Below are 15,697 nucleotides of genomic sequence, written 5' to 3' on the forward strand. Positions count from 1 at the left end.
CATGACCAAGTCCGCGGACAGCCCGGGCCGCGTGGTCACCGCGCGGCTGCGGGGGGTGCACAAGTCATACGGTCCCACCCGGGTCCTGGACCTGCCCGAACTGGACCTCTACGCCGGCCAGGTCATCGGCGTGGTCGGCGAGAACGGGGCCGGCAAGTCCACCCTGATGGGCACCCTGGCCGGGTCGGTCCACCGGGACGGCGGCGAGATCGAGATCGACGGCAAGCCGCTGCCGTCCGGCTCCACCCAGGCCGCCCAGCAGCTCCGGGTCGCCCTGGTCTCCCAGGAGTTCCCGCTGGTCGGCCAGCTCTCGGTGATCGAGAACCTGATGCTGGGACGCCGCCCCAAGGCGTCCCGCCGCCGGATCCTGGTCGACCACAAGGCCCAGCGGGCCGAGGCCGCCGCCATGCTCACCGACATCGGGCTGCCGGCCGACTCGGTCCCGCTGGGCCGCGAGGTCCGGCTGCTGCCCGCCCCCACCCGCCAGCTGCTGGAGATCGCCAAGGGCTGGGGCCGTTCGCCCCGGCTGCTGATCCTGGACGAGCCCACCTCCTCGCTCGGCCCGGTCGAGGCGGCCCTGGTGCTGGCGCTGACCCGGCGACTGGCCGACGAGGGCGGCACCGTCCTCTTCATCGGCCACCGGCTCGACGAGGTCCGGCAGATCTCCGACCGGGTGCTGGTGCTGCGCAACGGCCGGTTGGTCGCCGACCTGGACCGCGAGGAGGCCGACGAGGACCGGCTGATCCGCGAGATGGTCGGCGGCGAGATCAGCCACATGGCGCCCAAGGAGCAGCTCACCGAGGGCGAGGTGCTGCTCGGACTGTCCGGCGTCACCGCCGACGGACTGGGCCCGGTGGACCTGGAGATCCGCCGCGGCGAGATCCTCGGCGTGGCCGGACTGATGGGCTCGGGGCGCAGCCGGCTGGTCCACACCGTCGCCGGGGCCCAGCCCGCCACCGGCGGGACGATGGTCCTCGACGGCCGCCCCTACCGTCCCCGGCACGCCATGGACGGCGTCGGGGCCGGGGTGGCGTTGATCCCGGAGGACCGCAAGGAACAGGCGCTGGTGCTGTTCGCCCCGATCAGGGCGAACGTCACTGTCGGAGTGCTGCGCGAGATCAGCACGCGCGGCCTGCTGCGGCCCAGGCGGCAGCGCGCGGAGGCCCAGCGGATCGCCGAGGGCGTCAACGTCCGGATGCAGTCGGTGGACCAGCCCATCGGCTCGCTGTCCGGCGGCAACCAGCAGCGGGCCATCTTCGGCCGGGCGTTCGCCGCCGGACCGAAGCTGCTGCTGCTCGACGAGCCGACCCGGGGCGTCGACGTCGGCGCCAAGGCCGAGATCTACGAACTGGTCGACCGGGCCGCCGAGGCCGGGACAGCGGTGCTGGTGGCCTCCTCCGAACTGGAGGAACTGCTGTGGATCTGCCACCGGATCGCGGTGATGAACCACGGCCGCGTGGTCGCCGTGCTGGACCGGGCCGAGGCCACCAAGGAGCGGATCATGACCGCTGCGGCGGGCACTGCGGCGGGCACTGCGGCCGGGCCCGAACCAGGTGCCGTTCCGGAAGCCGGGTCGGATGCCGATCCGGATGCCAACCCGTCCACTGAACAAGGTACTTGGGGTGCCCTATGACCACTCATCTGACCCGGCCCGCCACCGGGACCGACAAGTCCGCACCTGCGGCGGCGAGCAGGCTCCGGAGCCTGACCCGGGTACTGGTGGAGACCCCGGAGGCGGGCATCATCGCCGCCTGCGTCGTGGTCTTCGTCAGCATCGCCGCCAACGCCTCGACCTACGCCTCGATCGGCAACCTGCAGGTGATGGGCCGTGACCTGGCCCAGGTCGGGATCCTGGCGATCGGCGAGTCGCTGGTGATCCTCACCGGCGGGATCGACCTCTCGGTCGGGGCGCTGGCCGGCCTGGCCGGGATCCTCGCCGCCTGGTTCAACGTCTCGGCCGGGATGCCCGCGCCGCTGGCGATCCTGCTGACGCTGGTGATCTGCGGGGTGATCGGCTGGTGGCACGGGATGATGGTGACCAAGCTGAACGTCCCGCCGTTCGTGATCACCCTGGTCACCTACACCGTCTCCATCGGCGCGGCGCTGGCCATCACCGGCGGGTCGCCGATCAACGGGATCGACCCGCTGTTCGGCAACCTCAGCGCCTACTACGTGGACGACGTCCCGGTGCCCGCGCTGTTCTTCGTCGGCGCGGCCGTGATCGCCTGGTTCGTGCTGGAGCGCACCTATTTCGGTCGGCAGGTGTACGCGGTGGGCGGCAACAAGGAGGCCGCGCGACTGGTCGGCATCCCGGTCGCCCGCCGGATCACCGCCACCTACGTGGCCAGCTCCTGCCTGGCCGCAGTGGTCGGCATCCTGGTCATCGGCCGGATGAACGTGGCCGACCCCTCGGTCGGCGGCTCCGGCTGGGAGCTCACCGCGATCGCCGCGGCCGTGGTCGGCGGGGTCTCGCTGTTCGGCGGCGAGGGCCGGATCATCGGCATCGCGGCCGGGGCCATCCTGCTGGAGTTCATCAGCAACGGCCTGCTGGCGCTGAAGGTCAGCGCCTACGACCAGGAGATGGTCCAGGGCGCGGTCCTCGGCGTCGCGATCCTGCTCGACCGGCTCCGGGCCCGCCGCTTCACCCGAATCCGGAGCTGAGCCCGGCCGGTCGCGGCCGGCCGCAGCCGTCGAACCGAGCCCCGGGTGGGGCCGGTCCCACCCGGGGCCGACTCCACCCGGGGCTCGGGCACGGCCCGGACCGGCGTCCGCACCGCCGGGGGTAGTAGCCTCCGGTCATGGGCCGTCAGAAGCAGAACAAGCCGCGCCGCGAGCGTCCGTCCGCCCCGAACGCCGCGTTCGCGGCCGGGCAGGGGCAGGGGCAGGGGCAGGGTCCGGGGCGCGGGCGGATGTCGGACATCGCCGCCATGCTCGACCTGCCGACGGCCATCGCCGAAGGGGGGACGGGAGTCGCTCTTGAGGTCGCGGGCGTCGGCTTCGCCGGAGACGGCGCCGACACCGAGGCCGGGACCGAGGGCAGGCCCGCGTACGTCCGGCTCACCGACGGCTCGGTCAAGCTGCTGCCCGAGGGGCTCCGCCCGTGGGCGCGCAGCGTCATCGCCGCCGAAGCCGAGCTGCGCACCGCCGGCGAGGCGTCGGCGTTCCCGCGCCGCATCGAGTTCGGCGTCACGGACGGCGCGGAGTACGCCGAGCCGGTCTGAGCCACTGGCGGCAGCGCCCCGTGAGAACCCGGTCCCATCCAGACCCCCGGCGGCACACCGGGCGTCGCCCACGCCACCACCCGCACCGCCGGCACCTCCTTCTCGGTCGCCGGCACCGCGAGCGACACCTCCACCGTGGCCTGGATGATCGTCGAACCTGCGTAGTACCGACCACCCCACCACCCGCGCGGAGCACCGACGCAAGAGGCGGGCCTGAGCGGGCATCAGGCCACCACGCCCGGGCTGCACTGCGGCGGGAAGCCACGCGCCTCCCGCCGCAGTGCAGGGCCGTACGGACCGTGGCCGACCCTCCGGTCAACTCGCCGTGCCGAACGACCCGGGCGATGATCGAAGCCGGATCGCAACCTGGCACCGTGTACACAGGTCTGAGGGTTTCCTATGCTCACGACTCGTGATGATCGCCTTCAGTACGGAGTCAGGCGCCTACAGGGCTGGGCAGGACGCCGGCCCGTTCATCGACGCCGCCATCTTCCTCGTCATTCTCTGGATCTCTACCCGCGACTGGCGTCGGCCCAAGCCTGCCAGGATCCCCGAGGATCTGGAGTCAACGGCCCAGCTCGCGCGAAAGCGCACCCGCGTGGTGGCTCTCTGGACCGTGGCCGCCATCGCGGCGGCCGTCGTGGCTTCCGTGATTCAGAGCCGCCAGCCCTGACGCTCGAAGAGTCGGCTCAGGCCGAAGAGCGTGCCACCTGGTCCTACTGACGCCCCGCGGGCTGCGGTCCGCAGCCGTGACGGCGCGTCACCTCCGGCCCGGCGGAGGGGACGCGCTGCCTGCACGGCGGAGGCCACGTCCGGCTCCGTCTGCCTGGACGTCAGAAATCCCACTTCATCATGCCTACGAAGAAATAGAGTGCGACCAGGGCGATGATGAAGCCCGCAACGGCCAGGGCGCCTGCGGCCACCAGCCCCACGACCGACCACGAGCCGGAGGTGCGGAGGAGGAACACGAACCCGCCGGTGCCCAGCACACTCACACCGAGTGGAATCCCGCAGGCCACCAGCAGGAATGCCCTGTGTCGCCGCCACATGCGTCCTCCACCGACAGTCGCTCTCCGGAACCGGTGTCCGCGCGGGCGCACGTCAGCACTACTCCTGGGCAGGGACGGGGCCGCCGGGCCGGAACCGCTCGACCCCGACGATGTGCCGCACCTTGACCGGGCGCACGACCACCGCGACCCGCTGCTCACCCGGCATGGTCCACTCGAAGCGCTCGACGCCCAGGTACTTGCGGGCCAGCCGGTCCATCCGGTGGTGCGCCTCCTCGCCCTCGATGAAGCGGGCCACCACACCACTGATCTGCACGCGGTCGAAGGGATCGGCGGCGTCCGCGTGCGAGAGGTAGACGCGCGGGTCGCGACGCAGGTTCTCCTCCTTCACCCGCCCGGCCGAGGTGTTGAACGTCAGCTGCGCCTCTCCCTCCAGATCCACCCACATCGGGCTGACCTGCGGTGCCCCGTCGGCGAACACCGTGCCGACGTACCAGATGTTGGGCGCCTGCAGCCGGGCGCGGACGGCTTCGTCGAATGTCGCAGTCATTCCGGGAGGCTACCAACCGCCCGCGAGGACACCGCCCGCCCCGGCCGGCAGGTGCGCGTGCTGATTCGTCCTCACGAAAGCTTGACGCAACGTCTCGGTGAACGTCGACAGGCGAAGGGGTCAAGCCAGTCCCGGGGCTGCGCACGGCCGGTGGGGTCAGCGCCGGCCGACGTCGCCCCGGGCCGACAGACCGATGGGGTTGGGGGAGGGCAGCACCGCTATGGCCGCCTCGGCCAGGGGTTCCAGCAACTCCTGGAGCCGCGTCACGGCGGTGTCGTCCAGTGCCTGCCAGGGACCGGCCGCCAGCGCGTCGGTGTGCGCCTCGATCTCCACCCGGGCAGCCAGCGCCACGTCCGTCGGGCGGCCGTCCGGGTGCAGCCAGCCGCGAGCCGTCAGCCGGGAGACGGCGGCCTCCCACTCCAGGTCCGACCAGCCCCGGGCGGGCTGCAGCAGCCGCCGGTCGTTGTCCAAGGCCGCGCGCCACACCAGGCTCTCGCAGCCGTCCAACCCGGCGACCAGCAGCGACGCGACATGGCCGTCACCCCGGTGCTCACGCAGCACGGTCGCCGCCTGCCAGAGCACATCCAGCGGATCCTCCGGCCAGGGCAGCGCGGCGTTCGCCGCCGCCAGGACCCGGCCGGTGAGGTCGGCCGCCTCCGCCGCCTCCCGGCACAGCCCGGCCGCCTCCGCGACGTCGACGTCACCGAGGAGGTCGCGCAGCGCGGCGCGGGCCCCGGAAGAGCGGGCGGCGAGGGCCTCCGCCGGATCGGCCAGCTGCCACACCGCCGGCAGGGCACGCTCGACCATCGGGCGGGCGAAGCCGTAGAACGCGGCATACACCGGTCCCGGACCGACCGGGCCGAGGGGTGCGCCGCGTCCGGCGAAGTAGCCGCGCCAGAAACCGCGCAGGCCGACCTGCTCGAACGCGGCCCGTGCCTGCGGGGCGAAGTAGGTGACCGCATGCAGCGGTTCGAACAGGGTCCACATCGTCCGCGCGGTCCGCGCGGGATTCCGGTCGAGGCTCACTCGGAGCACTCTAGCCCCGTTCGCCGGTGGCGCTCCGGCGAACATGGGCGGACGGTGCCGCCCCACGCCCTCACCGTCCCGATGGGGACTCCAGCAGCCGAAGCAGCAGGGCGTCGAGGTCGAGATGGTCGCTCTCGGACCCGAGGGGAACGAGGCACTCGGTGCGCCGGACGAACGTCCTGATGTCCTCCTCCTCGGCCTGCAGCAGGGCCTCGCGCTCCTCCCCACGAAGCAGGATGAACACGGTCCGGGCGTCGCCCGCGCCCGGGAACACCGACACGTCGCCCGTGCCCGCCCGCTCGCTGAGCCCGGTGGCCAGCAGCTCCCGGGCGAAGAGCCAGGTGACGGTCTCGTCGCGGTCGACGTAGTTGTCCATCCGGACCGCGTAGGGGTCCGTGGTGTCGTACTTCAGGCAGGCGGGTGCGTGCACCTTGAAGCCGGGACAGACCACGGACCACAGGTCGAGGCGTACGGTCACGGCCGAGTCGGCGGAACGCTGCACCGGTACAGAGGGCATCTGATCCACGGTCACCGCTCCACTTCTGCGCTGCGGTCCTGCAGCGGGGCAGGGGGGTCGGGCTGCTGGTGGCGAAACCTGAGCGGCGCGGTCAGACGCTGCCACTCCGGATCGGGTCGGCCCGGCACTATCCGTCCGCAGGCGCTCCAGGACACGGCAAGGTGAGCAAAGATCGGTACCTGCTGCAGAAACGTTTCTTCAATTGTCCGTGCGTCACGACTCATGCCTGGATGAACGAGAGTGCCCGCGAAAGGTAACCGCCATATCGGTGAATTCACTTGGACCGGACGGTAATTGCCGCAGTGGTTCGGCGCCGGAGGTCGACCTGGTGGTCGGGGCTCGGGCGTTCGGTCGACCCATGGCGAGACGCGGAGCTCGGTGCGGAACGCACCGTCGCGCGGGCCCGGCGGTGAAGCCCGGCCCGCGCGACGGCGTTCGCCCTGCGCGTGCGATCACGGTGCCCCGAGCAGCGGAGCCACCGCGCTCACTGCACGACGGACCAGACGAAGGTGGCCGTGCCGGAGACTCCCTTCGGGTCGGTCGCGGTGACGGTCACCGTGTAGGTCCCGAGGGTGCTGCCGGAGCCGGAGACGGTGCCGTTGGAGGCGATGGTGATGCCCGGCGGCAGCCCGGTCGCGGTGAAGGCGAGGCTCTGCGAGCTGTCGGAGTCGGTGGCCTGTACGGGGAAGGAGACCGCCGCGCCCTTCGGGCTGCTGTAGCCGAAGGGGTTGACCACCCCGACCGTCTCCGCGCCCGGCGCCCCGGAGTTCGCGGTGACGCCGGCACTGACCGCCGTGTTGGCCAGGGACACCCCCGCACCCGAGGCACCCGCCGCGACCTGCCCGGTGAGGGTCTGGGCCAGGCTGGTCGAACCGGTCAGCGGCAGGCTGCTGGACGCGTCCCCGACCCTGATCGAGTACGTGCCCGCCTGCGCCTCCCACTGGTTGCCCGCCGACGACCACGAGGCCAGGTCGTGCACGGTGAGCGGAAAGGTCACCGTCGCACTCTGCCCGGGACTCAGCACCACCCGCTGGAACCCCCTCAGCTGTTCCGGCGGGTCCTGGCTGGCGGCCGGGTCCCCGACGTACAGCTGCGCCACGTCCGCACCGGCCACCGAGCCGGTGTTGGTGACGGTCGCGGTCGCGGTGGCGTTGCCGTCGGCGTTGAAGGCGCCGACGGCGAGGTCGGAGAAGGAGAACCTGGTGTAGGACAGCCCGAAGCCGAACGGGAAGGCGGGGGTGATGTTCTGGGACTGGTACCAGCGGTAGCCGATGTCCACCCCCTCGCTGTAGACCACCCCGGTCGAGGTGCCCGGCCACTGCGCGGTGGTCTGCGCCGGGACCTGGCTCAGGCTGCTCGGGAAGGTCACCGGCAGCTTGCCGGACGGGTCGACGGTGCCGAACAGCAGGGCCGCGACGGCCGCCCCGGTCTCCTGTCCGCCGTACCAGTTCTCGAAGACCCCGGCCACCGAGTTGAGCCACGGCATGACCACCGGTGAACCGCTGTTGATCACCACGACGGTGTTCGGGTTCGCCGCGGCCACGTCCTCGATCATCGTCTCGTCCGCACTGGAGAGGTCGAGCGTGGTCAGGTCGCTCTCCTCGCCCTCAGGGGCGCTGACGTAGATGATCGCGTCGGTGGCGGCCTGGGCCGCCGCGACGGCCTGCGGGATGTCGGTGGTGCCGTTGTCGTCGCCCGGGGTGTAGGTGACCTTGGAGTTCGGTCCGACCGCGTTCTGGATGCCGGTCAGCGGCCAGACCGCGTTCGTGCTGTCGACCCCGCCACTGCCGCCGCCGGCGATCTCGACTGCCGCGCCACCGTCGGTGCCGATCACGGCGATCGACTCACCGGCGTTCGGGTTGAGCGGCAGCAGCCCGTTGTTCTTCAACAGGACCGTGCCCTCCTCGCCCATCTGCAGCGCGGTCTGCTGGTGCGCGGCGGTGGTGACGGTCGCACTGAGCGAACCGGTCTGGGCGTTGTCGAACAGGCCGAAGGCGAACATCTGGGTCAGGATCCGGGACACGATCGCATTGACCGTCGCCTGGTTCAGCGTGCCGGCCGTCAGGGCGGCGGACACGTCGCTCGCGTCGGAGAACGGCATCGCTATGTCCATACCGCCCTCGGCGTCCGCCACCGCATTGCCGGCGGCACCCCAGTCGGAGGCCACGAAGCCGCCGTAGTCGGCCTGTTCGTCGAGTCCGTCCTGCAGCAGGTCGGCGTTGGCGCAGGAGGAGGCGCCGTTGACCACGGCGTAGGAGCACATCACCGAAGCCGGCGCGGACTTCTCGATGGAAGTCTGGAAGGGCGCCAGGTAGAGCTCCTCCAGGGCCTGCTGACCGACCGTCTCGTTGTTGGTGCCGTTGGGGTACTGCTCCTGGTCGTAGGCCGCCGCGTGCTTGACCATGGCCATCACGCCCTGGCTCTGCAGACCCTCGACCTCGGCCGAGGTGACCTGGCCGGCCAGGTACGGGTCCTCGCCGTAGGTCTCGTAGGTCCGGCCCCAGCGCGGGTCGCGCACCAGGTTGGTCGTCGGGCCGAGCGAGATGTTCACGCCCTTGCCGGCGAACTCGGCGCCCTTCGCCGCGCCCTCCTGCTGGATCAGCGCCGGGTCCCAGGTCGCGGCGGCGTTCTCGCCGTCCGGGAAGGCGGTCACGCCCCCGTTCCCGTCACCGACGCCGGACGGACCGTCCTCCATGTTGTCCGGCGGGATGCACAGGTCGGGGACGCCGGGAACCTGACCGATGTAGGACGAGGCGCCGTCCCCGGACAGCAGGGTGGCCTCCTCCGACTGGTCCATGGTGTTCAGCACCTGCTGGACCCGCTGGGCGACCGGCACGGTGGAGCCGACCCAGGGACAGACCCCGTTGCCGCCGTTGCCGTTGCCGCCGGTGATGGGAGCGACGGTGGTGAGGCCGTAGACGTCGAACTCGAAGATCGAGTAGCCGAACTGGGTGCCCCGCGCGGTGCCGTACATCCGGACGTAGCGGGCGGTCACCGAGACCGGGAAGGACTGGTTGCCGCCGGTGCCGGTGGTGGTGGAGTAGACCGTGGTCCAGGTGGAGTTGTCGTTGGACACCTGGACCTGGAAGGCCGTGGCGTAGGCGGCCTCCCAGAGGATGCCCACATTGCAGATCTGCTGCTGGGAGCCGAGGTCGACCTCCAGCCACTGCGGGTCGCTGGATGCGCTCGACCAGCGGGTGCCGGGGTCGCCGTCGGTGGCGTCGGCCGCCGGGTAGTCGGTGGCGTCCTGGGTGGAGGAGGCCGTGGTCGGCTGGTCCAACGCCAGGTCCTGGGTGCCGCAGTACTCGGTCGGACCGGTACCGCCGCCGGTACCGCCGCCCCCGGTGCCGCCGCCGCCCGAGCCCTGGGTGAAGGCGAGGTAGTGGAAGTTCCAGCCGTTGGAGTCCTGGTCGACGGTGAGCGTCTGTCGGCCGGCGGGCAGGGTGACGCTGGCGGTGACGGTGGTCCAGGTCTCGTAGCCGCCGGTGTTGGGGACGGAGACCGAGCCGGTGAGGTTGGCGCCGGAGGCGTTGGCGATGTGCAGGGCGTCGGCGATCGCGTAGGGCGAGGCCACCCGGAGGCTGACCGTGTAGCTGCCGGCGGTCGCCACGTTCACCGTGTAGTCGAACCACTGGCCCGGCGTGGTCCAGCCCAGGTCGTAGCCGCCGCCGGCCGGACTGGTGTCCGCCGTGTCAGCGGTGGTCTCCAGGTCGATGCCGTCCGAGCGGTAGCTGTTGGCGGTGCCGTTGGTGGAGCTGACGCTGTAGGCCACGCCCTGGCCGCCGGTGTCGTAGTTGGCGGCCTGGAGCGTGCCCGGCACGGCGGCCGGGGTCCCGCCGAACGGTTGGCCGCTGCTGGAGCCGCCGCCTGCCGCCTGGCTGAACGAGAGGTAGTGGAAGTTCCAGCCGTTGGAGTCCTGATCGACCGTCAGCGTCTGTACTCCTGCGGGCAGGGTGACGCTTGCGGTGACGGTGGTCCAGGTCTCGTAGCCGCCGGTGTTGGGGACGGAGACCGAGCCGGTGAGGTTGGTGCCGGAGGCGTTGGCGATGTGCAGGGCGTCGCTGATCCCGTACGGCGAGGAGACGCGGAGGCTGACCGTGTAGCTGCCGGCGGTGGCGACGTCGACGGTGTAGTCGAACCACTGGCCCGGCGTGGTCCAGCCCAGGTCGTAGCCGCCGCCGGCCGGGCCGGTGTCCTGCGTGTCCGCGGTGGTCTCCAGGTCGACGCCGTCGGCGCGGTAGCTGTCGGCGCTGCCGTTGGCGGAGGCGACGCTGTACGCCACGCCCTGGCCGCCGGTGTCGTAGTTCGCGGCCTGGACCGTACCGGGGACGGCGGCCGGGGTGCCGCCGAAGGCGGCGCTGCCGGCAGCGCTCGCCACGGTGGGCGCGCCGGCCAGCGACAGGGCTAACAGCGCCGCGACTGCGAGCAGCGCGCGTAGGCCCGGCCGACGGCGGCGCGGTCGCGGTCCGCGGCGCGCAGGCGCTGGCGACCGCAGGAGAGGGAGTGGCCTCATTCCGTTCCCTTCGGTTGACTGATCTGCTTCCCCGGCGCCGGGCCGTTGGGCCGGTCGGCGGGTGGGACCGTGGTGGCGCAAAGAACCCGCCGCCGAACGTGGTTGTTCTGCGGCGGGCCGTCGAAGCGGCAGTTGCGCGCGCCGGATGGCGTCGTGCCTGCCGGGGGGATCGTGCCGTGTGCGGTGGTGCACATCGGGGTGGCTCTGCCACCGTCCGGGGCGAACCCCGATCGGCGACCGACCTCAGCGGTTCGGCGCGACAGTCGGGAGGGTGGCGGCCGTCGTCAACCGAGGAGGAACCGGTTCACGACGCCGGAGTTGCCGCCGGAGCCGAGGGTGGGGGCGATGCGTGGGCGCCGCCGTTGACGGCCGGTTCGATGTGCTTCCGAGCCGTGTCGAGGCCGGCGTCGGACAGGTTGACCACCGAAGACCCGACAGGGCGCACGGCCGAGGCCGAGGCCAGCCTGCGGCGAGACATCATGGGACACTCCTCTTCACCCCGATCTCGGGAGAGCGCTCTCTCTGCCACAGCGCAGAATCCTCCCGGGCCCGCAGAGTGTCAAGAGAAGCCACAGAAATCCGGCGGCACCGCCGACTTCCTTGCGCAGGATGTCCCTCTCGGCAGCCGGCTTCCGTTCGCTGGCTTCAAGCTCGGCCGACCGGGCCTCCAACTGCCGGACCGCTCGTCTGGATCATCGGGCGCAGCTGCCTGTCCCGTCCGGGCCGCAGCCGACCCGCTGGTGCGCGTGCCGGTGGGAGCAATGCGGCGGTGTTCGCGGTCCCGCAGCACCCACTCGCGCAGCGTCGCCCTGTTGATGCTCAGGTCAGCGGCGATGTCCTTGTACGTCGCCCCGGGCGTGGAACAGCGTGTCCACCCCCCAGGCGATCTCCAGCGCCTTGGCCGGATATTCAGCCGCAGGGCGCGGTAACCGGCAGTCCTGGGGCGTCGCGCGACCAGGCTTGCTTGTCCAGGGCCTGACCGAGATCAGCGCACAGGTCGCTCTGGGCTGCGGTCGGCTTTGGCACCCAGAGCCGGACGACGCCCTCGGCACCTCCGGCGGCCAGGAGGTTCCCGTCAGGGCTGAACGCCACGGTGTACAACGCGTCGGTGGCTCCGGTGAGGGTTGCGGACACGCTTGGGTGGCGCAGGTTCTTGACGTTCCAGAGCCATACGTCGTCGTCTGTGTCGGCGGCGGCGAGAGTACTTCCGTCGGGGCTGAAGTCGATCGCGTAGGTGTATCCGAGCGGCCCGGTCAACGGCTGCCCGAGGGGTTCCGGGCGCGGCGGGTCGCCCAGGTTCCACAGTTGGACGGTGCCGTTGGCAAGCCCGACGGCAAGTGCGATCCCGTTCGGTTGGAAGGCCACGCTGTAGACGTAGGCGGGCAGGCGGGTCAGTGCCGCGAGGGGCCGGGCGATGCCGTTGGCGTTCAGTGACCACAGACGAACGGATCGGTCGATGCTCCCCGCTCCCAGTAACGTGCCGCGCGAGTTGAACGCGAGGCTGTAGACGCCCGCCGTGAAACCGGGCAGAACCTGCCGGAGTGTCAGCCCCCGGGCACTCGTGACATTCCACAGCCGCACGAGTGTGTCGTCGGAGCCGGTGGCCAGCAGCGTGCCGTCGGGACTGAAGGCGATGTTCTCGACGATTCCCGCAGTGGTGGCCGGTTGCGGCGGTCCGACGGGGACGGGCGCGGCGGGGTCGGAGACGTTCCATAGCCGCACACTGCCGTTGGAGAGCGCCGTGGCGAGCAGTGGCGCGGTCGGGCTGAACGCGACCGCCTCGGCCGGGAGGCCGCCTGTGCCGATAGGCGGGGATGCCGGGGTCCGGTCCGCGGCGTACCAGAGTTGGAGCGTGTTGCTGGCAACTGCGATCAGATGGTCGTCGGATGAGAAGGAGACCTCGTTGATCACGCCCTTTCCCGGGAGTTGTGGGACCGGCAGCGACCAGAAGCGGAGCACTCCGTCGGCGCATCCACTGATCAGCGTGGAGTCGCGGTCCCAGGCGATGCTCGCTACCGGCTCGGGATGCGGCAGGGTGGTGATGAGAGCGTGAGTGGCGGGGTCCCACAACTCCACGCTCTTTGCGCTGGTCGCCACGGCGAGTTGGGAGCCGTCCGGACTGAATGCGAGCGCGTTGATCCAGCTGTTGCCGATGGTCAGCGCCGGTCCGTCGGGGCGTGTCCCCCCTGACGTGGTGACCGTCCACAACTGCAGTGCCGAGGTCTTCGTGCCGGTCGCGAGGGTGTTGCCGGCCGGGTTGAACGCCAGTCCCAGAACCGGGCCGCCGAGGCCGGAGTGGTCGGCGGTAGGAGCCGGGGCCAGTGTGGCGTCGGGTGCGACGGGCCAGGTCAGCAGCTGGCCGTCTGAGGTGGTCGCGGCGAGCATCGTGCCGTTGGGGTTGAACGCCAGGCTCTGTACGTACGCGGTGGGGCTGACGGTGACTGTCTGCGTCGGGGTCAGTGCCGTGCTGGAAACGTGCCACAGCCGGATGGTGCCGTCGGCGCTGCCTGCAGCCAGCAGCGTGCCGGCCGGGTTGAACGCGAGTGTGTACACGGTGTTGGTCGGCCCGGTGAGTGCGGGCAGGGCGTGTACCACCGCCGGATTGGCGATGTTCCAGACACTGATGGTTTCTTCGCTGCCGGACGCCGCCAGCAGCCGGCCGTCCGGGCTGATCGCGACGGCGAAGAGCTGCCGGTCCTGGAGGTGCAGCAGTGGCTGGCCGATCGCGGTCGGGACACCGGGGCGGGAGATGTTCCACAGCCGCAGGGTCCCGTCCGCATCGGCTGCGGCAGCCAGATTGCGGTCTGCCGTGCCGGCCAGCGCCTCGACGACCGAGGCTGCGTCGACCACACGGCTGGCCTGCGCTGTGCCGGTGGATTCGAGCAGCGCCGAGCGGGATTGGATGGTCGGGTTCATCCGGTAGGAGGCCAGGCTCAGTTGGGCTGCGGCGGTCGGGTCGAGCCCGCGCACTGCACCGGCCGCCTCGGCCACGGCTCGCGCATCCGCCGTGCGCGTGGCGCTCTGCGCGTCGCCTCGTTGTACGAAGGCGTAGAAGGCCATACCGGTGGCGACGAAGAGCAGGCTCGCGAGCGCTCCTGCCAGGATCCGAAGGCGGCGCGCGGCCAGTATCCTGGCTCGCTCCTCAACACTCCGCTGCACGCGGGAGGCTTCGAGGAACTCGCGTTCGAGCGCTGTCGGCCGCCAGCGTTCGCCGGCCTCCTGCACGCGCAGGTCCATGACGGTCAGCGGGCCGCCGCGCAGCAGTGCGGCCGGATCGCGACCGGCCTCCACCCAGTTCTCTGCGGCGAAAGCGAGCCTGCGCTGAGCAATGAGCACGGCCCTGTCAGTGTCGAGCCAGGCACGCAGCCGAGGCCATGAGCTGATCAACGCCTCGTGTGCGATCTGCACGGTGCCCGCGTCGACGGTCAGCAGCCTACGGTCGATGAACTCCTCCATCGGCTCCGGCAGTTCACTGCCGGCGTGCGTTCCGCCGGGCAGACTGTCGAAGGCAACCTTGCGCGCGGTGTCGGCAACCCCCTCGCCGACATGTACGAGGTGCACGAAGATGATGCGCACGAGCTCGCGGTCCGGGGGACCGAGCCCGCCGTAGGCTTCCTCGGCCGAGTGGGCGATCGCGTCGGCTATGCCACCGGTGGCCAGATAGTCCTGCGATGTGAGGATGTCGCCCTCGTGCCGGGACCAGGTCGCGAGCAGGGCGTGCGAAAGCAGTGGCAGCGTGCCGACATGGTCCCGGCCGAGCCGGAAACACTGTTCGATGAGCAGCTCCACCAAGCCGTCGGCCACCTCCGCGCCGGCCAGTCGAGCTGGACGGACGATCGCCTCACGGATCTGTCCGGTGTTCATCGGCCCGACGATCACCTGGCCATCCTGCATGGCTGGCGCGAGTCCGGGTTCGACGAGCGCCGCCGCATAGAAGTCCGCTCGCAGGCCGATGACGACTCCGCTGCGCGAGCATCGGTGCAGCAGCTCCTCGATGAAGGAGGCACGCTCCGACGTGGGTAGCTCGTGCGTGAACACCTGCTCGAACTGATCAACCACGATCCAGTCCGCAGGCTGCTCCAGCGGTGCGGCTGCTGCCAGGGCGGCGAGCGCATCGCGGCCCGGGGTGAGCAGGGCGGCGGTTCCCTCGGCACGCAGCGACGGGATCAGGCCGGCCCGTAACAAAGAGGACTTGCCCGAGCCGGACGGTCCGACAACGAGCAGCGGCAAGCCTTCCCGGCGCCGCTCTGCAGCGCGGCGGCGCACCGTCGCGACGAGTTCAGCGCGTCCGAAGTACCACTCGGCATCCTCGGCCTCGAAAGGAGCCAGGCCACGGTACGGCGGTCGCCGATCCCCTGTGCGCCGCCGCCCGGACCTGCGCAGCCGACGCGCGGCCTCTCGCCAGGCCTCCAGCTGAGCCTCATCACGCACTCCGAGAGCGATCAGCAGCTGCGTGAACTCCGAGCCCAGGAGCCTCAGAGCCGGCAGGTGCGTTCCAGCGAAGTAGCCGCCGGCCGTCGCCGGCGCGAGGCCACTCTTGCGCGCCACCTCGCGAACGGTCAACCGGGCTCGTTCGCGTAATTCCGTGAGCAGAGCGCCGAATTCGGCCGCGCTGCTCACGCCGGCCAGGCGTTCCTCCGGCATTGGCATCGCAGGCCCACCAGGTGATTCGAAGGTGCAGAGAGGCTGCCGTACGCACGGTAACACCGACACCTGTTGGTTGAGGGACCATCACAAGCACGATCAAGGGGGCACCGCACGGCCAGCGACCTGTACGAGCTTGTCCGAGGTCTGTCCGGAGCTGTACGAGGTCGGCCCTGTCCATTGAGTCGATCGCTTCCGCCGACGAGAGTCCCTGGTCAA

11 protein-coding genes are annotated in these 15,697 nt (G+C 71.1%); 5 read left to right on the plus strand and 6 right to left on the minus strand.

Going from position 1 to position 15,697, the window contains the following annotated elements:
* Nucleotide 1: 1 nt before the first annotated feature.
* From BS75_RS39045 to BS75_RS39060, 5 genes are all read left to right on the plus strand, one after another.
* Nucleotides 2–1,633, plus strand: coding sequence for a sugar ABC transporter ATP-binding protein (locus BS75_RS39045; protein WP_034091601.1), 1,632 nt, complete (start codon nt 2–4; stop codon nt 1,631–1,633).
* Complete coding sequence (locus tag BS75_RS39050; RefSeq protein WP_052070280.1) at nt 1,630–2,661, plus strand: ABC transporter permease; 1,032 nt, start codon at nt 1,630–1,632, stop codon at nt 2,659–2,661. The genes BS75_RS39045 and BS75_RS39050 overlap by 4 nt, the downstream gene beginning before the upstream one ends.
* A gap of 137 nt (nt 2,662–2,798) precedes the next feature.
* The gene (locus BS75_RS39055) at nt 2,799–3,221 is read left to right on the plus strand and encodes a hypothetical protein (protein ID WP_034091602.1); all 423 of its coding nucleotides are present in this window, start codon (nt 2,799–2,801) and stop codon (nt 3,219–3,221) included.
* A 36-nt stretch (nt 3,222–3,257) separates the two neighbouring features.
* On the plus strand, nt 3,258–3,386 hold the full coding sequence (locus tag BS75_RS52450; RefSeq protein ID WP_439654052.1) for a hypothetical protein: 129 nt from the start codon (nt 3,258–3,260) through the stop codon (nt 3,384–3,386).
* A 247-nt stretch (nt 3,387–3,633) separates the two neighbouring features.
* Nucleotides 3,634–3,894: a hypothetical protein gene (locus BS75_RS39060; protein WP_152646204.1), complete on the plus strand. Its 261-nt coding sequence runs from the start codon at nt 3,634–3,636 to the stop codon at nt 3,892–3,894.
* Nucleotides 3,895–4,054: 160 nt separating this feature from the next.
* Here the strand turns inward: BS75_RS39060 and BS75_RS39065 are convergent, their stop codons facing one another.
* The 6 genes from BS75_RS39065 to BS75_RS39090 all read right to left on the minus strand — a co-directional run bounded on the left by BS75_RS39065 (nt 4,055) and on the right by BS75_RS39090 (nt 15,454).
* A complete protein-coding gene (locus BS75_RS39065; protein ID WP_034091604.1) occupies nt 4,055–4,270 on the minus strand; it encodes a hypothetical protein in 216 nt (71 codons plus the stop codon).
* Nucleotides 4,271–4,328: 58 nt separating this feature from the next.
* Nucleotides 4,329–4,778, minus strand: coding sequence for a TIGR03618 family F420-dependent PPOX class oxidoreductase (locus BS75_RS39070; RefSeq protein ID WP_034091605.1), 450 nt, complete (start codon nt 4,776–4,778; stop codon nt 4,329–4,331).
* Between the two features lie 156 nt (nt 4,779–4,934).
* A complete protein-coding gene (locus tag BS75_RS39075; RefSeq protein ID WP_042440154.1) occupies nt 4,935–5,765 on the minus strand; it encodes an SCO6745 family protein in 831 nt (276 codons plus the stop codon).
* Between the two features lie 109 nt (nt 5,766–5,874).
* Nucleotides 5,875–6,321: an SsgA family sporulation/cell division regulator gene (locus BS75_RS39080; protein ID WP_034094676.1), complete on the minus strand. Its 447-nt coding sequence runs from the start codon at nt 6,319–6,321 to the stop codon at nt 5,875–5,877.
* 484 nt (nt 6,322–6,805) lie between these two features.
* On the minus strand, nt 6,806–10,699 hold the full coding sequence (locus BS75_RS39085) for a glycoside hydrolase family 3 C-terminal domain-containing protein (RefSeq protein WP_052070283.1): 3,894 nt from the start codon (nt 10,697–10,699) through the stop codon (nt 6,806–6,808).
* Between the two features lie 1,044 nt (nt 10,700–11,743).
* Entirely contained in the window at nt 11,744–15,454 is a 3,711-nt protein-coding gene (locus BS75_RS39090; RefSeq protein WP_160312307.1) for an nSTAND1 domain-containing NTPase, read from the minus strand.
* Nucleotides 15,455–15,697 lie beyond the last annotated feature (243 nt).

The sequence above is a fragment of the Streptacidiphilus albus JL83 genome, assembly GCF_000744705.1.
In the GTDB taxonomy this organism is placed as follows: Bacteria; Actinomycetota; Actinomycetes; order Streptomycetales; family Streptomycetaceae; genus Streptacidiphilus; species Streptacidiphilus albus.